Source organism: Streptomyces sp. NBC_01261, from assembly GCF_036226385.1.
GTDB lineage: Bacteria > Actinomycetota > Actinomycetes > Streptomycetales > Streptomycetaceae > Streptomyces.
The window spans coordinates 2,342,927-2,365,459 of the sequence record NZ_CP108463.1; the positions used below are offsets into that span (position 1 = coordinate 2,342,927).

Annotated in this window: 17 protein-coding genes and 1 tRNA gene; 4 read left to right on the top strand and 14 right to left on the bottom strand. The window is 69.7% G+C overall.

From position 1 onward, the window contains the following. Window positions 1-52: 52 nt before the first annotated feature. The 3 genes from OG226_RS10255 to OG226_RS10265 are packed head-to-tail and all read right to left on the bottom strand — an operon-like array spanning window position 53 to window position 3,496. Window positions 53-1,435 (bottom strand): MATE family efflux transporter, encoded by a 1,383-nt coding sequence (locus tag OG226_RS10255; RefSeq protein ID WP_329348671.1) that lies wholly within the window; start codon window positions 1,433-1,435, stop codon window positions 53-55. A gap of 50 nt (window positions 1,436-1,485) precedes the next feature. Continuing rightward, complete coding sequence (locus OG226_RS10260; protein WP_329348672.1) at window positions 1,486-2,478, bottom strand: dipeptidase; 993 nt, start codon at window positions 2,476-2,478, stop codon at window positions 1,486-1,488. Between the two features lie 19 nt (window positions 2,479-2,497). Then, window positions 2,498-3,496, bottom strand: a complete 999-nt coding sequence (locus OG226_RS10265) for a LacI family DNA-binding transcriptional regulator (RefSeq protein WP_328676542.1) — start codon at window positions 3,494-3,496, stop codon at window positions 2,498-2,500. 137 nt (window positions 3,497-3,633) lie between these two features. Between OG226_RS10265 and OG226_RS10270 the strand changes: the two genes are divergently transcribed. After that, complete coding sequence (locus OG226_RS10270; protein ID WP_328676544.1) at window positions 3,634-4,788, top strand: Gfo/Idh/MocA family protein; 1,155 nt, start codon at window positions 3,634-3,636, stop codon at window positions 4,786-4,788. A gap of 142 nt (window positions 4,789-4,930) precedes the next feature. Beyond that, window positions 4,931-7,252, top strand: a complete 2,322-nt coding sequence (locus OG226_RS10275) for a LuxR C-terminal-related transcriptional regulator (RefSeq protein ID WP_329348673.1) — start codon at window positions 4,931-4,933, stop codon at window positions 7,250-7,252. A 117-nt stretch (window positions 7,253-7,369) separates the two neighbouring features. Here OG226_RS10275 and OG226_RS10280 read toward each other — a convergent pair whose 3' ends face one another. The 6 genes from OG226_RS10280 to OG226_RS10305 form a co-directional block, all read right to left on the bottom strand. Then, window positions 7,370-7,711, bottom strand: coding sequence for a hypothetical protein (locus OG226_RS10280; RefSeq protein WP_329348674.1), 342 nt, complete (start codon window positions 7,709-7,711; stop codon window positions 7,370-7,372). A 54-nt stretch (window positions 7,712-7,765) separates the two neighbouring features. Beyond that, window positions 7,766-8,179 carry a hypothetical protein gene (locus OG226_RS10285; protein ID WP_329348675.1) on the bottom strand — a complete coding sequence of 138 codons (414 nt, stop codon included), beginning with the start codon at window positions 8,177-8,179 and terminating at the stop codon, window positions 7,766-7,768. A 46-nt stretch (window positions 8,180-8,225) separates the two neighbouring features. Beyond that, window positions 8,226-8,927, bottom strand: a complete 702-nt coding sequence (locus OG226_RS10290) for a DUF4232 domain-containing protein (protein ID WP_329348676.1) — start codon at window positions 8,925-8,927, stop codon at window positions 8,226-8,228. A 238-nt stretch (window positions 8,928-9,165) separates the two neighbouring features. Further along, window positions 9,166-10,053, bottom strand: a complete 888-nt coding sequence (locus OG226_RS10295; protein ID WP_328676552.1) for a glycoside hydrolase family 19 protein — start codon at window positions 10,051-10,053, stop codon at window positions 9,166-9,168. A 228-nt stretch (window positions 10,054-10,281) separates the two neighbouring features. Further along, window positions 10,282-12,651: a penicillin acylase family protein gene (locus OG226_RS10300; protein ID WP_329348677.1), complete on the bottom strand. Its 2,370-nt coding sequence runs from the start codon at window positions 12,649-12,651 to the stop codon at window positions 10,282-10,284. Between the two features lie 177 nt (window positions 12,652-12,828). After that, window positions 12,829-13,161, bottom strand: a complete 333-nt coding sequence (locus OG226_RS10305; RefSeq protein ID WP_329348678.1) for a hypothetical protein — start codon at window positions 13,159-13,161, stop codon at window positions 12,829-12,831. A 114-nt stretch (window positions 13,162-13,275) separates the two neighbouring features. Between OG226_RS10305 and OG226_RS10310 the strand changes: the two genes are divergently transcribed. Further along, window positions 13,276-13,527, top strand: a complete 252-nt coding sequence (locus OG226_RS10310) for a Smr/MutS family protein (RefSeq protein WP_328676557.1) — start codon at window positions 13,276-13,278, stop codon at window positions 13,525-13,527. 60 nt (window positions 13,528-13,587) lie between these two features. Here the strand turns inward: OG226_RS10310 and OG226_RS10315 are convergent, their stop codons facing one another. Then, window positions 13,588-16,887 (bottom strand): lectin, encoded by a 3,300-nt coding sequence (locus OG226_RS10315; RefSeq protein WP_329348679.1) that lies wholly within the window; start codon window positions 16,885-16,887, stop codon window positions 13,588-13,590. 822 nt (window positions 16,888-17,709) lie between these two features. On the opposite strand from OG226_RS10315, the gene OG226_RS10320 reads away from it, so the two are divergent. After that, window positions 17,710-19,416 carry a carbohydrate binding domain-containing protein gene (locus tag OG226_RS10320; RefSeq protein ID WP_329348680.1) on the top strand — a complete coding sequence of 569 codons (1,707 nt, stop codon included), beginning with the start codon at window positions 17,710-17,712 and terminating at the stop codon, window positions 19,414-19,416. Between the two features lie 96 nt (window positions 19,417-19,512). On the opposite strand, the gene OG226_RS10325 is transcribed toward OG226_RS10320, so the two are convergent. From OG226_RS10325 to OG226_RS10340, 4 genes are all read right to left on the bottom strand, one after another. Then, window positions 19,513-21,219 (bottom strand): MFS transporter, encoded by a 1,707-nt coding sequence (locus OG226_RS10325; protein ID WP_328676563.1) that lies wholly within the window; start codon window positions 21,217-21,219, stop codon window positions 19,513-19,515. A 96-nt stretch (window positions 21,220-21,315) separates the two neighbouring features. Next, window positions 21,316-21,528: a hypothetical protein gene (locus OG226_RS10330; protein WP_328676565.1), complete on the bottom strand. Its 213-nt coding sequence runs from the start codon at window positions 21,526-21,528 to the stop codon at window positions 21,316-21,318. A gap of 196 nt (window positions 21,529-21,724) precedes the next feature. Continuing rightward, window positions 21,725-21,809: transfer RNA gene (locus OG226_RS10335), tRNA-Leu, on the bottom strand. A gap of 237 nt (window positions 21,810-22,046) precedes the next feature. Further along, complete coding sequence (locus tag OG226_RS10340; protein WP_328676567.1) at window positions 22,047-22,490, bottom strand: MarR family winged helix-turn-helix transcriptional regulator; 444 nt, start codon at window positions 22,488-22,490, stop codon at window positions 22,047-22,049. Between the last annotated feature and the right edge of the window lie 43 nt (window positions 22,491-22,533).

The following is a 22,533-nucleotide window of genomic DNA, read 5'->3' on the forward strand; positions in this document are numbered from 1 at the left end:
ACGACCGTTGCGGGCATGCCCTGTTGACGATCGGCGGAGCTTCGGCAGCCGTTCAACGCTCCCGACCGGACTCTTGAGCCGCGCCCGCGCCGGAGTTGCCGTCCCGCACACCCACCGGAAGCAGCATGCCGACGATTCGCTCGCTGTGCCGCCGGAAGGAGACGAACTTGGTGACGGCCTGGAAGAGGTTCGCGCAGGCCAGCGCGGTCCACAGGCCGGCCAGTCCCGCCGCGTCGGCGACCGGTACCGCGAGGGCCGCGAGCATGCCGAACCACACCGCCGTGGACACCAGGCTCGGCACGGTGCGCTTGAGCCCGACGAGCCCGAAGCCCGCCACGGCCTGCAGGGCATCGGTGACGACCACCGCGAGGACCAGCGGCAACAGTCGTACGACCTGATCCGCCAGCCCCTGGTCCTTGGTGAACAGGCCGATCACCGGGTCCCGGAACACGACCAGGACGGCCCCGAGGACGACGACCGCGCACAGGGCGACGCCGATCCCGGCGTCCACACTGCGCCGGATGCGCGCGAGGTCGCGTTCCTCGGCGTACCCGGCGATCAGCGGCACCGTGGCCTGCCCGACCGCCACGGCGGCGGTGAAGACGACGTTCACCAGGGACTCGGAGACGCTGTGAACGGCGGCGCTGTCGGTGCCGATCCGGGCGGCGACGAAGGTCAGCACTCCGAGCACGGAGAACTTCACCAGCACGGTCGCGCCGAGCGGCACCCCTACGCGGGCCAGCCGCAGCACCTCGCGCGGATCGGGCCTGCCGGGCCGGATGGGCCGCCCGGCGAGCACGGTCCGCCGACGCAGCGCGTACTGATTGAGCCCGGCTCCGACCGCGCTGGAGCCGAGCATGGCCACCCCGGCCCCCGCCAGCCCGAAGCTCGGCAGCGGCCCCGGCCCCCCGACCAACATCACCGACAACGCCACGGACACCCCGGTCCCCACGAGCCCGGACCGCATCACCTGCGCCGACCGCCCGAGCGCGACCAGCACGGAGGAGGCCGAGGAGTTGACGGCGATCAACAACACGCTGCCCGCCAACATCCAGGGAAACAGCCTCAGTTGATCCAGCACGGCCCCCGGCACCCCGAACACCCCACCGAGCAACGGCACCGCGCACACGGCCGCCGCACACACCCCACCCACGACGAACGCCAGCCACATCCCGCTCCGCACCACCGGCAGCAACCCCTTGGGATCATCCCGACGCGGCGCGACGAACGGCATGACCCCGCGCAACGCTCCCGCCACGGTGGCGGTCGCCGGACTGAACACGGCGATCGTCACGGCGAACGCGGCCAACGAGACGGTGGCGTGCCGCCCCAACAACGCGGTGTCGACAAGCGATCCGGCCGACGCGGCGAGGGTGCTCACGTACAGCGGCGCGGCGGCTCTGGCGATGGTCACGAAGGCGGTGCGTTCACTCACGCTCGCTCATCCTGCCAGTCAACTGACCTGTACCACACGCGAGTTGCTCGCTACCGCCACACCGCCTCGGCGACCCTACAGAAGTTGCCGCCGAGGATCGCGGCGACGGCGTCGTCGGGGTACCCCCGGGCGAGCAGCACGCCCTCGACGGTCAGCAGGCACTCCGGGGGCATGAAGTCCATCGGGCCCCAGCGGGTGTAGCAGTCGGGGAGGAGCTCCGGGCTCTGTTCGAGCATCGCGTTGAAGTCCCCTTCGTCGAACGGGTAGTCGGTGGACACACCGACGTGCTCCGGACCGACGAGGTCGACGGCGTGGTCGATGTGCCGTACGAGGGCGTCGACGGAGGCGTCGTTGGGACCGAGGAAGATGCCGACTCCGGTGATGCCCACGACCCCGCCCGTCGCCGCGCACTCCCTGACCTGCTCGTCGGTGATGTTGCGCGGGTGGTCCCACACCGCGCGCATGCACGAATGGCTGTAGACGACGGGCAGTTGGGAGGTCTCGCACAGGTCGAGACCGGTACGGGCACCGCAGTGCGAACCGTCCGCGACCATGCCGACGGCGTTCAACTCCCGTACCAGCGCCCGGCCGTAGGTGATGAGTCCCTCGTCGACCTCGTCGAGGCAACCGCCGCCGGCCGCGTTGCGGGTGTTGTAGCTCGGCAGCATCGTGCGGACGCCGAGGTCGTAGAAGTGGCGTACCCGGTCCAACTCCCCTTCCAGGGGCCCGGAGTCCTCCGGGTCGAAGGCGACCGCCACCTCCCCCGCGCGCCCGGCGGCGTCGATGTCGTCGACACTCGCGGCCAGCCGCAGCCGGTCGTCCGCGGCGATCCGTTCCCGCCGGCTCACGATCAGACCCGTGACGTCGTCGGCGCCGTGGGGCGCGTGACCCACGTTGACCGAGACGAAGCTGCCACCGGGCCTGCTGTAGCGGGCCAGTTCGCCGACGTCGGCGCTCTTCTCCAGGGCCAGGCAGCAGTGTTGTTCCCAGAGCAGGGGCGGGCGGCGCGCTGCCACGGAGCCGTTCGGCACCGTATGGATCATGCCCGCACCGGAGTTACTCCTACGAGGGCGGTCCCGTACTCCCCCGCACCTCAATCCGCGGCTCCGACAGCACCGTCTCCTCCGCCCGCCTCGGATCCCTCATCCGGTGGACGAGAAGCTGCGCGGCGCGGCGGCCGATGTCGTGGCTGCCGTTGTCGACGGTGGTGAGCCAGAGGTGTCGTAGGCGCGCGAGGTACGTGTTGTCGTAACCGACGAGAGACAGGTCCCGAGGTACCTGGAGGCCCAGTTCCTCGGCCGCCGAGAGCGCGCCGACGCACGCGATGTCGTTGAAGGCGAAGACGGCCGTGGGGCGTTGCGGGGCGGTGAGCAGGCGGACCATCGCGCGGTAGCCGCCCTCCTCCGTGTGGTCGCCCTGTTCTACCGTCGCGAGGTCGGTCAGGCCGTGGCTGTGCATGACCGCTTCGAAGGAGGTGCAGCGGAGTGCGCCGGCGACGCCCGGGCCGGCGATGTGGGCGATACGGCGGTGCCCCAGGGAGATGAGGTGTTCGGTGGCCAGGGTAGCGCCGTACGAGTCGTCGCCGGCCACGACGTCGACGTGGGGCAGGACCGGCTCGATGGCGCCCGCGACCACCGTGGGGATGTGGGTCGCGGCGGCGAGGAGTTCGTCGGAGCCGGGGAGGGTGCCCACCACGATCAGGCCGTCGACGCGGAGTTCCGTGAAGATGCGGGTGAGGTCCTCGCCGAGGTGGCGGTTGAGGCGGCCGTCGGCCAGCATCATGTGCAGGCCGTTCTCGTGCAGGCGGGAGCCCAGGCCGTCGAGGAGTTCCACGAACCAGGGGTTGCGCAGGTCGTTCAGCAGGACGCCGACCGAGCGGGTGCGGCGTTCGCTGAGGCTGCGCGCGGCGGCGTTCGGGCGGTAGCCGAGTTCTTCCACGGCGGCCAGCACGGCCTGTCGTTTCTCCGGTCGGACCTGCTCGGAGCCGCGCAGCACCAGGGAGACCAGGGATTTCGACACACCGGCCCGCTCGGCGACATCACGGATGGTCGGAGCGCTCATGGCTGGACCGTTCCATGCGGTCGCGCCCCCTGTCAAAGGCGCGGACACTCGGTGTTGACAGCCACGTATTGACATCAGGACGAACGGGTTCCACTGTGGCGTGGACAGTTTATGGACCGGTCCAAAGAAGGGCAGTCATGGTGACCTCTCTCGGTGTTGCCGTCGTGGGCTTCGGCTGGATGGGGCGGGTGCACACGCAGGCGTATGCCCGCGTCCCGCACCACTTTCCGCAGCTGACCGTGCGGCCGCAGCTCGTGACGGTCGCCGAGGAGGTGCCCGGTCGGGCCGAGCAGGCCGCCGAGCAGTTCGGCTTCGCCTCCACCACCCGCGACTGGCGCGAGGTGGTCGAGGACCCGCGCGTGCAGGCGGTGAGCATCACCGCGCCGAACTTCCTGCACCGCGAGATCGGCGTCGCGATGGCGGAGGCCGGCAAGCACATCTGGATCGAGAAGCCGGTGGGCCTGTCCACGTCGGACGCCTCCGCCGTGGCCGACGCCGTCACCAAGTCCGGCGTCCAGGGCGCGGTCGGCTTCAACTACCGCAACGCGCCTGCTGTGGAGGCGGCCCGCGACCTGATCGCGTCCGGTGAGCTGGGCACGGTCACGCACATCCGCGTGCGCCTCTTCAGCGACTACGCGGCCCACCCGGACGGCGCCCTGACCTGGCGCTACGAGCTGGAGCGCGGCGGCCACGGCGTCCTGGGCGACCTGGCCTCGCACGGCGCGGACCTGGCCCGGTACCTCCTCGGCGACATCGTGTCCCTGGCCGCCGACACGGCGATCTTCCTGCCGCAGCGGGCCCGCCCCACCGGCGCGACCGCGGGCCACGCCCTGGCCACCGGCGGCGAGTTGGGCCCGGTCGAGAACGAGGACTACGTCAACTGCCTGCTGCGGTTCGCCTCCGGCGCCCGCGGCGTCCTGGAGGCCTCCCGGGTCTCGGTCGGCGAGCAGAACAACTACGGCTTCGAGGTGCACGGCACCAAGGGCGCGGTGTTCTGGGACTTCCGCCGGATGAACGAGCTGGCGGTCAGCCGCGGCACGACCTACCAGGACCAGCCCGTCACCACGGTGTATGTCGGCCCGGGCGACGGCGAGTTCGGCGCCTTCCAGCCGGGCGCGGCGAACGCGATGGGCTACGACGACCTCAAGGTGATCGAGGCATACCGCTTCCTGCGCTCCGTCGCCGAGGGCGTGCCGTACGGCGCCACACTCCCGGATGCCGTACGCAGCGCGGCAGTTGTGGACGCCATGGTGCGTTCCGTCGAGACCGGCAGCTGGGTGAGCCCGGCGTGAACGGCGCGCGCGGCGCCTGATCGGCGCGCCGCCGGGCGCCCGCGCGATCTCGCGCCCACCCGCCGGACTCGACTACCGTTCACTCTCGGGAGTCACTCGCCTACGCTGTGGTGACCGGTTGGCGGACGGGTATGGGGGCGGCATGGGATACGGCTTCGGACAGCGACGGGGCGGTCAACTTCCGGTGGAGTTGACCAGCTTCGTCGGACGCACCGAGGAACTCGGGATGCTGCATACCGAGTTGGCACGGTCGCGGCTGGTCACGCTGGTCGGTCCGGGCGGGGTCGGCAAGAGCCGTACGGCACTGCGGGCGGCCCGCGCGGCTACCGACCGGTTCGCCGACGGGGTGCGGCTGGTGGAGCTGTCGGCGCTGCACGACCCGGAGTTGGTGCCGCCAACGCTCGCGGGCGTCCTGGAACTGCCCGAGCAGTCCGGCATGACCCCGTTGGACGCCATCGTGGAACACCTGCGCGGACGGCGGATGTTGATCGTCCTCGACACCTGTGAGCACCTGGTCGACGCCTGCGCGATGCTCTGCGACATCCTGCTGCGCGAGGCGCCCGGGCTGAGCGTCCTCGCCACCAGCAGGCAGCCGCTCGACGTGCCCGGTGAGCGCTGTCTGCCGATCGCCCCGCTGGCCCGCGCCGACGCCGTCGACCTGTTCGCCCAGCGCGCCGCGGCCGTCACCGGCGGCCTCGCCCTCGACGGCGTCGACCGGGAGCACACCCTCGCCCTCGTCGACCGCCTCGACGGCATCCCCCTCGCCCTCGAACTCGCCGCCGTACGCCTGCGGGCCGTCCCTCTCGCGGAACTCGTCGCCCGCCTGGACCGCCACTGCGAGGTCCTGACCGGCGGCCGACGCACGGCACTCACCCGCCACCAGACCCTGCGCGCGGCCATCGACTGGTCCTACGACCTGTGCACACCCCAGGAACAACTCCTGTGGGCACGGCTGTCGGTGTTCGCCGGTTCCTTCGAACTGTCCGCCGCCGAGCGGGTGTGCGCGGGCGACGCTCCTGATGGAGCGGTCCAACTCGACGGCGAGCAGGTCGTCGAGGCGCTGATCGGGCTCGTCGACAAGTCGGTCGTCCAGCGCATCGGCGAGGACGGCCGCCGCTACCGGCTCCTGGACACCATCCGCGAGTACGGCACCGCGCGCCTGGCCGCCACCGATGACGCCGAGGCCGTACGGCAACGGCACTTCGCCCACTACGACGAACTCGTCGGCCGTTTTTGGAACGGTCTGATGGGCCGGGGCCAGGTCCAACTGCACCACGCCGTACGGGCGGAGATCGCCGACGTCCGGGCGGCCCTGAAGTACGGCTGCGCCACCGAGGGACGGGCGTCGGACGCGCTGTGGCTGGCGACGCGGCTCGGGGCGTTCTGGCGGGCAGCGGGCACGCTGTCGGAGGGCCGGTACTGGATCGACAAGGGGCTCGGCCTCGTCCCGGAGGACTCCGCGACGCGGGCCTGGGGGCTGTTCATGACCGGGGTGTTCGGGATCTGGACGGCCGATCTGGAGACGGCGTTGGACCGGTTCCCGCAGGCGCTCGACGTGGCGCGACGCGTCGGCGAGAGCCGCGTGGAGCTGTTCAGCGAGGGCTACTTGGGCGCCCTGACCGTACTCGGCGGGGCCGTGGAGGAGGGGGCGGCGGCGCTCGAAACGGTCCGTCGGCGGATGATCGCGGCGGACGACGCGCTGGGCATCGGCGTCGTCCACTACGAAGGCGCCCTGCTGTACGCCGCGTTGGGCTACACGGACCGCGCGCTGGAGTGGTGCGAGACGGGTCTGACGTATCTGGAGGGCCGCGGCGAACGCCAGTTGTACGGCTCCACACTCACCGTCCAGGGCATCATCCTCTGGCTCGTCGGCCGGCCCGAGGAGAGCGCGACGGCGCTGCGCCGGGGCCTGGAAGCGGCGAGCGAGATCGGCGAGGTGCTGGTCGCGGCGCTCGCGTCCCTGGGCCTCGCCTGGCACGCGGCCGGGCAGAAGCGGTACGTCCGGGCCTGCTGGCTGATGGGCTACGCGGAGCACGCGCGACGGCTGGGCGGCGACCCGGTCGGCATGCTGCCCCGGCTGCTTGAGGAACAGGAGTCCCAACAGCAGGCGGTACGGGCGGCGTTGGGCGCCGAACCGTACGAGCGCTGGCGGGAGGCGGGCGCCCGGATGTCGGGCCGCGAACTCCTGGACGCGGTACGCACGGACGCGGACGAACCGCCCGGCATCCCTACGGCCCGCCCCGCGCCGCCGGACAGCCGCCCCGCCGATCCCCTCACCCGCCGCGAACGCGAGGTCGCCGCGCTCGTCACCCAGGGCCTGTCCAACCGGGAGATCGCCGAACGGCTCGTCATCTCCAAACGCACCGTGGACGCCCATGTCGAGCACATCCTCGCCAAGTTGGGCATCACCTCGCGTACCGAGATCCTGGCCGCGGCACAGCCCGAGGGCACCAGGTCGACATAGGTACCCGGTACCTACGTACCCCCTCCGAGACCCCCGCCGACGACTACGTGCACCGATATCCCCACCGATATGCCGGAGTTCACGCCCCCCGCACCCGCCCGGCACCCCAAGCTGGAACTACCGCCAGGGGAACGGGAAGTGTCGGGTCCGGCAGTGTTGGTCAACCCCACGGCTGTCATGGCAAGGCATCCGGCACCGCACCTCCCCTGGCGGTATTAGCGTAGGGCTGCCCCTGTCGGCGGGGGCAGCCCTCCTCAACAGGCCCTGAGACCAGCCGCGTTCGGCCCGCCCGTACATCGTCCTGGCCGTGGCGCCCAGGATCTCGCCGTACATCTTGGTCGGCGTGAAGCCGTCCAGCGAACTGTGGACCGAGACAAGGGTGCCCTCCCCGGTGGTCTCGTTGAAGTCGGCCAGCCAGGGGCCGCCGCTGGAGTCGCCGGTCATGTCGCAGGGGATCACCTGCCGACCGTTCTCCTTCTTCTCCGTGCCCACAGCTGATGCGGCCCGGTTCGGCTACGCGCAGTCCAGGAGAGGTAGATCCGCCGATCCGGGTTGCGTCGTCGGGTCGGATCCCGGTTGCGTCGTCGGGTCGGCGGCCGTCTCGCGGAGGAAGGCGAGGAACTCCCCCACCGTGCAGCTCCAGAGCCGGCGTTCCACCAACGCCGTGTGCCGGCGGGCGAGTTCGTGATCGTCGCCGTAGACGAACCGGACGACGAGCGGGCCCTCCCACTCGCGGATCTCGATACCGCTCGGCTGTACCTCGTCCGCCGAGTGCAGGCCCACCGCGATGCCGATGATCTCCCAGACCAGCACGCCCGCTCTCCTGAACGCGCCGTCGGACGAGGTGTGCCACACCACCTCGAAGTGCTCGTGCGCGGGCGCCCCGGGATCGGGCCGCCGGTTCACGTTGTTCGATGCACTGGACACACCTACGTCCTCTCTGCGCGGCAGGGAACTTCGCGGCACGGGCTGCCTAGTTGAGGGCGTCCGAAGGGTTGGTCAGCCAGTAGGTGGTGGTCAGGGAGCTGTCGATGTACACGCCCTTGCTGGGCAGCGCGACCTTGACGCCCGAGCCCACGAAGGCGAGCGCGCGGTTCTGGAAGATCACCGAGAGCGTCTTCGCGGTGTAGCCGCCGGAGCCGCTGCCGTCGGCGGCGGAGAGGCGGACGCCCGCGTAGCCCGACTGTCCGGGGCGGAGCGTGGTCACCGCCTGCGGCTGCGTGTCCTCGTCGACCGGGGGCACGGACTGGGCGTCCGTGAACCGCAGGGCCGGGTAGCCGTACAGGTAGCAGGTCCTGGAGCCGGTGTTCTTGACCGTCAGCAGCAGGTGGTTCAGCGGACGCGACACGGTCTGCCCGGTGACCTTGGTGTTCGCGCCGGTGCAGGTGACGATGCCGGAGGTCGACCCCTTGGACCCGGTGGACCCCTTGGCGGTGGTGCCGCTGCCCGACTTCGAGGTCACGGACGCGTCCGTACCGGAGGCGGCGGCCTGGGTGTCCCCGGCGTCCGTCTTGGGCGTCGTGGTCGAGGAGATGCCTTTGTCGGCGGCGACGGTCGGGGTGTTCTCGGCCGCCGAGTCCAGGTCGGTGCCACAGGCGGTCAGTGCGAGCGAGGCGGCTGCGGCGAGGGTCGCGGTGAGGAGTGCCGTACGGCGGCGGAAGATGGTGTCGGACATGATCGGGTTCCCCCTGAGTGCGGTGCTGGAAGGCGAGTCACCGGGTTCGTGGTGGGTCTCGCTGCGAACAACCGCAGCTTGCGCGGCGATCCGTCCCAGCCGCCAGAACAGTCGTGGGAAACGGAAAGCTGGAACGCTCGCACAGGGTCTGACCTGCGGGAACACGCCGCCCCTGGAACGCGTGGGTGGGACGGGCACCGGCCGTTGGAACGGTCCAGCCGGTGCCCGTGCCGCACGGTCAGCAGTAGAGGTTGGCCCCGGTGCTGGTCCCGAGGATCGAGGTGAACCGCGTGTAGGCGTCCACGCGGCTCTGCACCTGGGCGGGGCTCTTGCCGTCGCACTCGATCGAGCCGTTGATGCTGCGGATGGTCTGGCCGAAGCCGGCACCGTTGACCATCGCGTTGTGCGGGGTCATGGAGCCGGGACCGCTCTGGGTGTTCCAGTACCAGAGTGCGGTCTTCCAGGCCACGGCCGAGTCGTTCTGCACCAGCCAGGGGTTGCCCAGCAGGTCGATGCCCAGCGCGTCCCCGGCCGCCTTGTAGTTGAAGTTCCAGCTGATCTGCAGCGGACCGCGCCCGTAGTAGGCGGACTGGCCGGCCGGGCAGCCGTACGACTGGGACCAGTCGCAGTACGTCGGGTAGTTGGCGGTGTTCTGCTCGACGATGTACACCAGCCCGCCCGTCTCATGGCTGACGTTGGCGAGGAAGGCGGCGGCCTCCTGCTTCTTCGTGGTGTCGCTGCCGGTGTTCGCGAAACCCGGGTAGGCGCTGAGGGCGGCGGTGAGACCGCTGTAGGTGTAGAAGGAGTTGCGGCTCGGGAACATCTGGTTGAACTGGGCCTCGCTCACCACGAAGTTGCCCACGGGAGTGCCGGAGCCGTCGCAGGCGTACGGCTCCCAGAACCAGGTGCTGATGACCGGGTCGTAGCCCGGGTTGTCGTGCTCGGCGATGTACGCCTTGCCGTCGGTGTAGCGGACGATGTTGCCGGTGACGTACGACTTGCCGGCCACCCAGTTCGGATAGCTCGAACAGGAGGCGGCGGACGCGCCTGCGGCGGGAAGGACCACGGGTGTCAGGCTACCGAGGACGAGTGCGGTCAGTACTGCGGCGATGCGGCGTCTCGACACAGGGTTCAACTCCTCTGCGGAGCACGGCCGCACCCCGCCAAGGGCAGGGCGAAGCAGAGCCTTTGTGCGCACGGGCCGGTCGGACCGGTCACGGCGTGGGGGGCGGCCGTGGTGGGGGATGGTGCCCCTCACTGAACCGTATTGGTATGTACCAGTCAAGGGTATAGACCAGTCAACCCCGCACCACGGCCGCCGAGTTACGACCGGCCCGCGCTACGTCGACCCCTGTCACCTGCGCAGAGTCGTCACCTCCAGACCAGGGGCGCCGGAGATCTCCGCCTGGGTGAACCGCTCCGTGACCCACTGCTTGCGCGAGAAGAGGCGCGTCTGGTCCGAGAAGTGGGGCGACGCCGGGTTCACGGACTGGCCGTAGGTGAGGAGGGTGTGGGCGCGCGGGCCGTCGGGGGTCAGTTCGACGGTCATCAGGAAGCTGGTGCCGAAGGCCCCGGCGGTCGGGGTGCCGGTGCCCGAGTCGGGGCTCGCCTCCACGACGTCGAAACAGCCCGCGTCACAGCCGGGCAGCGGGACGCCGTCCCATTTCTGTACGGCGCCGAGTTCGACGTCGACCGGGAGGTCACGGGCGGCGAAGTCCTGGACGGCGTCGGCCAGGGCGCGTTGGACGCGCGGGTCCTCGCCGTTGAACCCCCTTGGTGTGGTGAGGGGTTGGGCGGGGTCGTAGGGGACGCGGCGCCACGTGTCGGGCGGGCCGCCGTCGAGGAGACGGTCGTAGAACGTGCTCCAGAGCACGATGCCCCGGCTGGTGGTGTCGGCGCGGGTGTCCCAGCGGGCGAGGGTCGCGCAGGCCTGCCGTACGTCGACCCGCGTGCCGTCCGTGGCCGTCAGGCTCGGGTGGGCGCGGCACATGCCGACGATGTCGTCGCGGCCCGTCTCGGCCGACAGGACACGGTTGCCGAGCATCGAGTCGCGCAGGGTGCTTTCGGTGAAGCCCGGTGCGCCCAACCCGTCGGTGCCGTCCCGGCGTTGGGCGATCATGCGGAGTCCGAGCTGGGCCCGCCCGTCGAGGTGGGGATCGGTGTCGTACACGCCCGGGAGACCGGTGATCGGCGCCTCCGGGTTGACGTACTGGGGGCCGTTGTTGGAGTTGGCGACGTAGTCGGTACGGCTCGACTTCGGTTGCCGCGCGGGTCCGTAGATGCCGGGCACGAGTGCGTCGGGGTCACTCCCCCAGGCACAGGCCGACGTGGAACCGTCCAGGGCGGTCGGCCCCTCGTCGTTCGGGAGGGTGCAGTGGGCGAGTTGGGCGTCGGTGAGGTGCGGGACGGCCGAGGAGTCGGTGAAGTACGTGCCGCCGCTGGTGTCGGCCGCGAGGGTGTAGGTCCAGGGGACGCCCTGGAACTCGTCCTGGGCGGCGCGGAGTTGGCCGAGGTTCCGTGCCTTGCCCATCGCCAGCCAGGTGTTCATGGAGCGCAGGTTGTCGGCGTTGGCGTCACGGATCGCGTAGGCGGTCGTCGTGGTCCAGCCGGACGAGAGGACGGGCCCGAAGTGCGAGGTGTACAGGGTGCGTTCGACGGTCGAGAGGCCGCCGTTCGCGTCCCGGACGGTGACCGGGACCGTACGGCGTTCCATCGGCACGGTCCTGCCGTCGAGCACGTAACTGGTCGGGTCACCGGGTGCCAGCTTCAGCGCGTAGACGGAGGCGTGTTGGGCGTCGCTCGCGGTGTGTGTCCAGGCGAGGGTGCGGTTGTGGCCGATCTCGACCAGGGGTGTGCCGTAGAGGCCGGCACCGGAGACGTCCAGGGTGCCGGGGATCGTCAACTGCACTTGGTAGAACCGGAAGTAGCCGACCGCCCAGGGAAGGTGCGGGTTGGCGAGGACCATGGCGTTGCCGGTGCGGGTGGCGTCGCGGCCGAGGGCCCAGCCGTTGCTGCCGACGTCGGCGGAGGCGAGGGCCGGGACGGCGGAGGTCTCGGCGGTCGTGCTGGGGGCCGCCGTGTCCTTGCCGTCGGCGGCGGTCGTCGTCGGAGGCTTCGCGTCGCCGATGTCCGGGACCAACGGCACTGTCGCGGTGACCCTGTTGACGTCGTAGACGACGTTCCACAGGTCAAGTGCGGTGATCGGCCGCACCCAGGGCTTGCCCTTGCACGTCGGGTCCGGGAGGTGGTCGACGCCGGTGTCGCGAAGATAGCGGTTGTACCCGGCGGCGTATCCCTCGACCATCCGGCGCAGTTCCGCCGTCGGGCCCAACGGTGCCTTATGGGCGAGCAGTTGGCGGACGGTGCCCGCACGCTGCTGCCCGGTGTAGTACGTGTCGCTCGCGAGATTGGAGCCGCCCACCTCGTCCTCGCCGGGCTCTCCATCAGCCCCGAAGAACCGGGACCGCTCACCCCTCAACGTCACCACATGGTCGGCGAGTTCGCACACGTTGTCCTGTGCGAACGCGTACCCGTATCCATATCCGAGCCCGTCGAAGTCCTGGGCCAGGATGTGCGGAACGCCGTACTCGGTGCGGCTGATCCGGACCGTGTGACCGCCCTCGGCCACCGTAGTGCCACCCGCCCCCGTCACGGCGGACGAGGGCGTGGGCAGCAGCGCGACAGTGGCCGAGGTGAGACACAGGACGGCCGCGAAGGCCGTCAACCTACCTGCTAAGAAGAATCCATGACGCTTCGTCAGTTCTCTGGGTTCACCCATGGCCGCCACCTTGCAGGCAGGACCGAGGAAGCGTCATCGGGCCTCCGGCGGATATCCGGGCGGCCTGTCAGCCTCGGGATGTACGCCTTGAGGCGCTGTCGTCCGTCCGGTGTCGTCTGTCGCCTACGGCTTGCAGATCTGCCGCAGGGTGGCGATGGCCATGGCGAACTGGCCGGACTCGTTGGGGTGCGCGGCTGCGGTGTTGGCAGCGGGGCTGAGCGACTCGACCCATCGCTCCTCGCGAGACCGGCACATGCCGTGGCCCACCGTCGCCGTGCAGGTGTCCGCGTAGGACGCGTGCACACCCTCGGCCGTCGCCTGGCGTCGCGGCGCCGCGTTGGCCTGCTTCGTGGAGTCCCGCAGATAGGCGAAGTCGCCCTTGGCGAAGGGGACTTCGGCGCAGCCGACGCCACCTCTTCGTTCTCGGGGAATTGGACAGGCGCCGGCCGGTGCCACGGAAGAGCTGTCGCTCTCTCGACGTGATCGAGCCTAGGGTCGGAGCGAGGCTCCGTCCTCGCGCTACGGGACGACCGCCTCGTAGAACCAAAGTTGGAGAACACCCCGGAGGCGATGACCCTGATCACCCTGGATCTGCACCCCTACTTCCGCAGCGATCGCGACATCGACACGGCCCTGCGGCAGACCCTCTTCAAAGCCGCCGCCACCGGCGTCGACACCATCCAGATCATCCCGGGCAAGGGGACGGGCCAGCTGAAGAAGCGAGTGCTGGCCGTGCTGGCGCAGAAGCACATCAAGAAGCTCTACGCCCGCGTGGAACAGGACCCGACCAACGCGGGCCGGATCCTGGTCCACCTTCGATAACTAGCTCTCGGTTATTGGCTGTTGGCCACTGGCCACTAACTACTGGCTACTGGCTACTGGCTACTGGCCGAAGCCGTACGAGAACAAGTGGTCCGTGCCCGTCGAACCCGTCACCGGCAGCGTGATCGACGCGACCTGCTTGGACGAGTCCAGCGAGACCTTCGCGGCGAAGACGTAGGTCTTCACGCCGTCCCGGCCCCCGCTCCCGGTGTTCCGGTAGGCCGTCGTGGCGGCGGTCGTGTCGCCCGGAATCGGCTTGCTGGAACCGCCGTTGAGGGTCCAGTCCGGGAAGGCGACCGTCCCCTGGGAGGTGGTGCCGTCGGTGTAGGTGACGGTCACCGTGCCCGAGACGCCGCTGCCGTCGGTCGGCGCGTTGGTCGCCGTGCCGAGCAGACCGAGCGACGCACCGGACGTACCGGCCGGCATCGAGATGGTCTGGCCGGCCATCTCCAGGTTGTCCAACTGACCCGAAGTCACGGTCGGCCAGGTGTAGTTGATGCCGTCGACCGTGAGCGGCGAGCCACTCGTGACACCCGCGGCCGCCAACGCGTTCTGCGAGAAGGCCCAACCCCCGCCGTCGAAGCCGCCCGAGAAGGTGGCACCGTCGGGATAGACGCCCTCGTTCGTGTTGTACGGCCACAGCGCACCGGCCTTGGCCACGGCCACCCGGAGGGTCGCCCCGGCCAGCGTCGCACCGGAGGTGTGGTCGGTCAGCGCGAACGTGACCGGGAACAGACCCTCGTCCGCGCCCGCCGTCACCTTGACCTTCGCCTCGGCGCTGCCCGCCGCGGGCACCGTCAGCGATCCGGATGCCGGGGCCGGCGTGGCACCGGAGGGAGCCGTCGCCTTCCAGTCGACCGTGACGGCCGCGCTGCCGAGGTTGGTCAGGTCGAGCGTGCCGTCACCGGCCGAACCCGGTTGCAGCACAAGGCCGTTGGAGGGACCGGCCGCGGCCAGCACCCGGCCGCCACCCGTGGTGTCCGACGGCGGCGCCGCCGAAGGACCGGATGCCCAGGCCGTGTTGGGCTGCGTGCCGAGCGTGAAGTCGAGCGTGCCCGCGCCCTGGAACTTCTGGTACGTCAGCCAAGAGGTGTTCCAGGCTTTGCCGTTGACGCCGAGCGACTGCACGTAGGGCGCATCGGGCGCGGCCTGCGGCGCGTTGATCCGCACCGTCTTTCCGCTGCCGAAGGTCACCTTGGCCGTCGGGAACGCCGGGCTGCCGAGCGCCAGGGTGTCGGTGCCCGGGGTCTCCGGGTACATGCCGAGCTCGGACCAGACGTACCAGGAACTCATCGCGCCGAGGTCGTCGTTGCCGAACGAGCCGACCGGGGCGTTGAAGTACAGCTTCTGCTGCGCCTCGCGGACGGCCGCCTGCGTCTTCCAGGGCTGGCCGGTGTAGTCGTACTCCCAGGGGATCTCGACGCTGGGCTCGTTGCTGAGGTCGGCGTCGGTGTTGCCGGGGGCGGTGATGTCGTCGAGCAGGCTGTCCAGGTACGACGAGTACGCCTTGGCGCCGCCGCGGGCCTGGATGAGCTGCTGCAGGTTGAACGGGACCATCGGCGTGTACTGCGCGGAGGTGCCCTCGACGAAGCCGTTGGAGGTGCCGGGGGTGAAACCGCCCGCGAACTGGCCGTCCTTGTTCTTGCCCTGCATGTAACCGGTCTGCGGGTTGAAGACGTTCATCCAGTCCTGGGCGCGGGTGGCGAACTTCTGGTAGACGGACGTCTTGCCCAGCGACTTCGCGAAGGCGGCGATGGCGTAGTCGGCGGAGTCGTACTCCAGTTGGGTGGAGACGGGGCCGTAGAAGTTGCAGCAGCCGTAGTCGTTCTCGTCCAGCGGGAGGTAGCCCTTCGCGTCCCGGACGGACTCGCCGGGGCGGTCGTTGTTGGGGACGGTGGCCTCGTGCTGCAGAGCGGCGAGGGCCTTGGTCGTGTCGAAGCCCGTCGCGCCGAAGGCGTACGCGTCGGCGATGATGCCGGCGGCCGGGTCACCGACCATGACGTAGCTCTCGCCGTTGTTCGAGGCCCACTTGGGCAACAGGCCTGTCTGGTCATAGCCGTTGAGCATCGAGGTGACGACGTCGGCGGTGACCTTGGGTTCGGCCATCGCCATCAGCTGGGTCTGGGAGCGATAGGTGTCCCAGCCCGAGTAGTTGGCGTACTGGGCCTGCTGGCCCTTGGCCAGCGTGTGGACCTGGTTGTCCATGCCCATGTACTGGCGGTTGTCGTCGGAGAAGACGTTGGGATGCAGCAGCGCGTGGTAAAGCGCGGTGTAGAACTGCGTCTGCTGGTCGGCCGATCCGCCGCCCACCTGGATCCTGTTCAGTACGGTGTTCCAGGCGTCGTGGTTGGACCGTTCCACGGCGCCGACGTTCCAGTTCTTGATCTCGGTGGCGAGGTTGTTCGCGGCGCCCGCGTCACTCGTGTACGAGACGCCGACCTTCGCGCTCACCGTGGGATTCGCGGCGGTGTCGAAGGTGAGGTACATGCCGTTCGCGCCGGTCGTGGGCGGCTCGGCGGCCTTGGCCTTGGCTTTGGCTTTGGCTTTGGCTTTGGCATTTGGACCGGTCCCGTGGACCGTTGGGGCCGGTTTCGCCGGGACGGTGAAGTGCTTCTCCTTCAGCGGCGCCGACTCGGTCGCGTGCGGGGAGAGTTGGACCTTGCCGGCCTTCAGCGACTTCGCGTCGGGATTGATGGTGCCGCCGACCCACGTGCCGCTCGCGGTGAACGGCTGGTCGAACTTGATGTCGAAGTGCAGCGTGTACCTGTTGCTCGCGCCGCAGAAGTGACCGCTGTCGACCGCGCCGCTGATCTCCTTGTTGTTGATCACCTGGACGCGGGTCCCGTCCACCTGTGTGGCGCCACCGCTCAACTTGAAGAGCAGGTTGGCCTGTTGACCCGCCGGGAAGGTGAAGGTGCCGAGACCGGCGCGGGTGGTGTCGGTCAGCTCGGTCTTGACGCCGTTCGCGTCGGTGACCTTGTAGCGCCCGATGCCGGCCTGCTCGTCGGCGTGGCTGAACCCGACGGACCTACTGCCGAGGTCGCCCGACAGTGCACCGGTCACCGGCAGGATCGGCAGGTCGCCCGCGACGGAACAGCCGGGTCCGGAGACGTGGGTGAGGCTGAAGCCGGAGAGCTTGTTGTCGTTGTACTCGTAGCCGCCGCCCTCGGGACGGTTGGGCGTGGTGTCGGGACCCCACTGCACCATGCCGGCCGGCATGTCGGGACCGGGGAAGGTGTCGACCGCACCGGAGGTGCCGATGAGGGGGTTGACGAGGGACGCGGGGTCCGTCACGAGTGCCGGCGTCGCGGTGCTCGCGGCCTGGGCGTTGCCGATCGCCGTGAGCGGCAGGGCGGTCATGCCCAACACGCAGGCCACGGCGAGGCGTTGACGGAATCTGTTGCGGTCACGTGGCACGGCTGAACGTCGGGGTCTCACCATCGGTCGCCTCCGCAGCGGTTCGTGCTTTGCAGATCGAGTGGCGGCGCACCGGAGAGCACCGGAACGCCGACGACAGGCAACATTTCCTGGTCGCTCCCACGGCCTGACAACGTTGCCAATGCACGAGTGACGAGTGAAACGGGTGTGTTGATGGTGTGTCAACGAGGCGAGCGGGAGTTTCTGGCGGCGGAGTTCTCGGGCGGGAAGGGGTACGGCAGGGTTCGGGGGTCACGGGTGCGCGGCGTGCGCGTGACGCCGACGACCTGAGTGCGGGGTGCCGCGGGCGGACCCGGCGAGGGTCCCGCGTCCCGGTGGAATCGCCGAACCTGGCTGGTCCGGCGAGTGGGGCGCGCCCGGCGGCTCCGAACCCGGTCGGCGTTTCGGCGCGAATCCCGGCCGCCGAGACCGTAGACCCGTACCACCCCGACGGGAGACCGGGCGGGAGCCGAACCGACCGAGCCGACCGGGCTGAACCGCCGGAGTCTTTGCGGGAGCTTTAGCTCCTGAACAGAGGCCCTTTTCACGCCGCCACGATGAGCGTCCGCCTACCGGCGGACCCGCGAGCCGAACAGGAACGCACCGCCTCTACGGCCGTCCCCCTACCCGGAGTTGACGCAATGCGACCCGACCGAACCAAGTTGGTCTAGTCCTCTTGACGGAGGGCTCCACGAGTTGTTTGGTATGTACCAATATCCCGAGCACCCCCCTCGCCCCAGCGGGCACCCCGAAAGGGGAACTGTCATGCGCCTGGCAAGATTCGCGGCCACCGTCTCCGCTCTCGCGCTCGCGGCCACCGGCGTCACCGTCGCCCTGGCCCCCGCGAGCAGCGCCGCGGGAAGCAGCGTCTACTCCGTGGCTCCCTACGTGGACATGTCGAACAGTCAGGAAGGACTGCTCGACACCGCCATCACCGGACACAAGCTCAAGGCCTACACCGCGGCCTTCGTGCTCGGCGTCGGCTGCAACCAGATCTGGGGAGACACGCTCCCCATCGGCAACGACTCCTACACCGACCCCTTGATCGCCAAGGCCAAGTCCGAAGGCGCCTCCGTCATCGTCTCCTCCGGAGGAGCCAGCGGCGAACCGCTCGCCTGGACCTGCTCGACCCAGAGCAGCATCGACGCCGGCTATCAGGCCATCATCAACGACTACGGCGTCACCCAGCTCGACTTCGACATCGAGGGCGCCGCCATCGCGGACACCGCGGCCGCGGCCCGTCAGATGCAGGCGATGAAGGACCTCAAGGCGTCCAACCCGAACCTGCAGTTCTCCATGACCCTGCCGGTGCTGACGAGCGGGCTGACCGGCGACGGCGTCAACATCCTCAAGGCCGCCAAGAACGCGGGCATCAAGATCGACGTGGTCAACATCATGGCCATGGACTACTACGCCGGCACCGGCACCGAGATGGGCCAGGGCGCGGTCTCCGCGGCCAAGGCCACGCTGGCGCAGATGCAGTCCGTCGACTCCGGTTACACCTACGCCAACCTCGGCGTCACGCCGATGATCGGCAAGAACGACGACGGCTCCACCTTCACCCTGGCGGACGCCCAGACGGTGGAGAGCTTCGCCGCGCAGAACGGTGTCGGACGGCTGGCGTTCTGGGCGATCACCCGCGACCAGGCGTGCAGCGGAAGCGCCAACTCCCTGCCCACGTGCAGCGAGATCAGCCAGAACAGCCTCGCGTTCACCGACGCGTTCGTGCCGTACGAGGGCAGTTCGGGCGGCGGCGGAGGCACCACCAGCGACTTCTCCCTAACACTGTCACCGGGTTCGGCCTCGGTCCCCCAGGGCGGTTCGGCAACGGCAGCCGTATCCACGGCGGTTACGTCCGGCAGCGCCGAGTCGGTCGGCCTCGCCGCGTCCGGCGCGCCGTCCGGAGTCAGTGTCTCGTTCAGCCCCAACTCCGTGACCTCCGGCGGCAGTTCGACACTGACGGCGACGGTCGGCTCGTCCGTCGCCGCGGGCACGTACCCGATCACCGTCACCGGTACGGCCGCGACGGGCAGCCACAGCGCGACCTACACCCTCACGGTCACCACCACGGGAGGCGGCGGAGGCGGCGGGGGTTCGCTGACCAACGCGGGCTTCGAGAGCGGCAGTTCGAGCCCGTGGACCTGCACGGGCGGCAGCGCGGTGGTCTCCACCCCGGTCCACAGCGGCAGCCACAGCCTTCAGGTCACCCCGAGCGCCGGCAGCACCGGCGAGTGCGACCAGAGCGTCACCCTGTCCCCCAACACCAGCTACACGCTGACCGCTTGGGTGCAGGGACCGTACGCCTACATCGGAGTCACCGGCGGCGCCTCCGCGAGCACCTGGTCGAACAGCTCGGCCTGGAACCAGCTCAAGACCACCTTCACCACCGGCGGCAGCGGAGCGGTCACGGTCTTCGTCCACGGCTGGTACGGCCAATCCAACGTCACCGCCGACGACTTCACCCTCGGCTGAGCAAACCGACACGACCAGGAACGAATTGACCGTACGTCACCAATACGCCGTGGCCGGGCAGTTGTGCCCAGGCCGCGGCGTTGGTGGATACGTCGGTCAGGCCTCGCTGCCGGCGAGTGCGGCCAGTTCGCGGTCGACGGCGTCCTGGTGGGCCTGGGCGTCCTCGCGGGCCTTCTTCGGGCTCCAGCGTCCGGCCATCACGAACACGAAGGGCAGGAACAGGACTTGCCCGCCCACGCAGATCCACCACCAGGTGCGCCACTCCCCGGGACCGTTCTTCGCGGCCTTCTGCACCTTCGTCCCGTACTCCTTGAGCACCTTGAGCTGCGGCTGCGCCTTCTGTACGACGGCCAGGTCGGCGGGGCCGACTTCCTTGACGGCCTGGGCGGCCAGGGCGGGAGGCGTCGTGGTCGGCGTGTACTTGCCGAGTTCCGCGAAGAGTTGGGGGTGGGCGTCGACGATGGCGAGGGCCGGGGCCGCCTGCTTCGTCGCGGCCGCCACCTCGGCGCCGTGCTCGACGAGCGGGGTGACGGAGGTGACCAGCACCGGGATGAACGCCGCCGACACGGCGACGACGATCCGTACCGTCCAGCCCCAGACCGCGAGCCCCGCGGCCGTCGCGGCCGGGTTCCGCTTCTCGACGGTCTCGGTGAAGCTCGCCATCCACGGCGCGTAGGCGACGCCGCTGAACACGCCGATCGCGACGAACAGCCAGGCGAAGGTGTAGTAACCGGTCGTCGCATGGGTGGCAAGCGAGGCGAAGACAGCCGTGGCAACGATCGCGCCGATCCCGCCGACGATCATGAAGGGCTTGCGCACCAGCAGCCGGTCCGAGAGCAGCCCGGCCACGACCAGCGCGAGGGCGTTCGCGGCCCAGTACCAGTTGGCGAGGCCGTTGGTGCGCTGCTCGCTGTAGCCGAAGGTGGTCGAGAAGTAGACGACGAAGTTGCCGACCGCCGCGTAGTACAGGAGCAGGAACACCGCGATCGCGAAGGCGGAGCCGAGGATGTCCAGGCGCAGCATCTGCCGCCACTCCCCGCGCCGTACCGCCTCCGTGTCGAGTCCCTTGGCGCGGGCCTCGACCAGGGCGCGGTCGCGCAGGCTCACCATGATCTGGTCGCGCAGTCCCGGCGACAGCTCGCGCAGGGCGAACAGGGTGATGACGAACACGACCAGTCCGGCCGCCCCGGAGTAGCGCAGCTCGTCCTGCCAGCCGGCGGTGTCGAGCGTGCTGCTGGTCACCGACGTGACGACCAGGCTGCCGATGACCGGGCCCATCGTCCAGTAGCCCATCGCGGTGGCCCGGCCGAGTTGCGGTGAGAAGTCCCGGATCAGCGCCGGGGTCGCGACCAGCACGATGCCCTCGATGAAGCTCACGACCGCGAACAGCACCAAGTAGGTCGTCTTGTCACCGGCGTTGGGCAACCCGAAGAAGACCAGGAGCGCGGCGACCAGCAGGCCGTAGACCACGAGGTTCGCCCGGCCCCACCGGTCCGCGAGGCCGGCCACGAGTGAGGCGAAGGCGCCGACCGCGTTCCCGATGACCGAGACCCACACGAAGTAGCGGTAGGTCATGTCGAAGTGCGTGATGATCGACGTCGCCACCGCGTACTGGATGTAGAGCATGTAGTAGAGCACGACGGTCGTGACCACCACGATCGCCAGATACGACATGCGCCGCCCGGTGGCCGGATACGCCGGCAGGTCACGGCGGTACAGCCGGGCGAGCGAGCCGCGAGCACCGGCGCCGGGCGCGTCGGCACCGGGGCCTCGCGTGTCGAATGGTGCGGAGGCGGAGGGCATACGGCTCCCTTTGGAACGGCCGGGGACGAGAGGGGGCGGCGGGAGGTGGGGGCTCCTTCCGTTCGAGCGGAGGCTAGTACCGACTAGTCGGTATGACTAGATGCGCGACATGACTTCGCGCACGGGATGGACCGGACCCGGACGGGACACTCCGCGCGCCGCGTGTTCAGGGAGGCCGGCCGCCTCGGAGGTGGGTCGGGCGAGCCGCCAGAGGTGTACGACGGTGTCCTGGCCGATCTGCCAGGTCAGCCGGGACAGCACCCAGAACCGACCGGCGGGCAAAGGGAGTTCGGCTGAAGGACGCGGCATGGGAGGCGACACTTTTGGTTCAGGAGATGAACGGTGAGGAGATCTGGGAGCGCTCTCTCGCCGATGCATGCCTCATCAGCGTGAACCACGCTCCAAGAATGGCGACCGGAGTCCAAGCACGAGTTGCGGACGGACGTCCATGAAACGCAGAAGGTGCCGACCGAGAATCGGTCAGCACCGGTATGCGCACTGTGTGTGTCCGAGGGGGGACTTGAACCCCCACGCCCGATAAAGGGCACTAGCACCTCAAGCTAGCGCGTCTGCCATTCCGCCACCCGGACTAGGTGTCTGCCGCCTGGTTGGGGGTGTTCCCCGCGGCGACATGGACAACAATACCAAGCTTTCGGAGTGCCTTTCACCTGCATATCCACCCCGGGAAGAGCAGGCCACGCAGGGCCCGCGACCTGCGGGAAGTCGCCACCGGCGGGTGCACGAGCGGCTACGGACACAGGGCCCGGACTCCGCCCCTCCGCCACCCACCCGCTCCCGCTGACTCCCGTCGCTCCCGCCCACTCCCGTCACTCCCGCTCGGTGAGCACCAGCGTCCGCAGCGCCCGGACGAGTGACGCCGCCGTTTCCTCGTCCAGCGGAGCGAGGAAACGGCGCTCCGCCGCACGGCGGGCCTTCTCGGCCTGGCGCAGACAGTCCCGGCCCTCGGAGGTCAGTTCGACGATGTTCTTACGGCGGTCCTGCGGGCTGCGGCGCCGCTCCACCAGACCGTGGTCCTCCAGACCGTCGATCAGCGACACCATCGTGGTCCGGTCGACACCGAGTCGCGCGGCGGCCTCGACCTGAGACAACAACTCCCCCGCCGAGAGCACCACCAGTACGGCCAGCTCATGACCGTCCACTCCGTGTGAAGCCAGCGCCTCCGCCGATGTTCTGGCCAGTCTGGCCTGGGCGTGCTTGAGGAGGTATCCGAGCCGGGACTCCAGGGGCGCGGGTTGCTGATCGTCGGCCATTCGTCGACTGTATTGGGGCATGCGGAGCCAGGACGGACGTCTT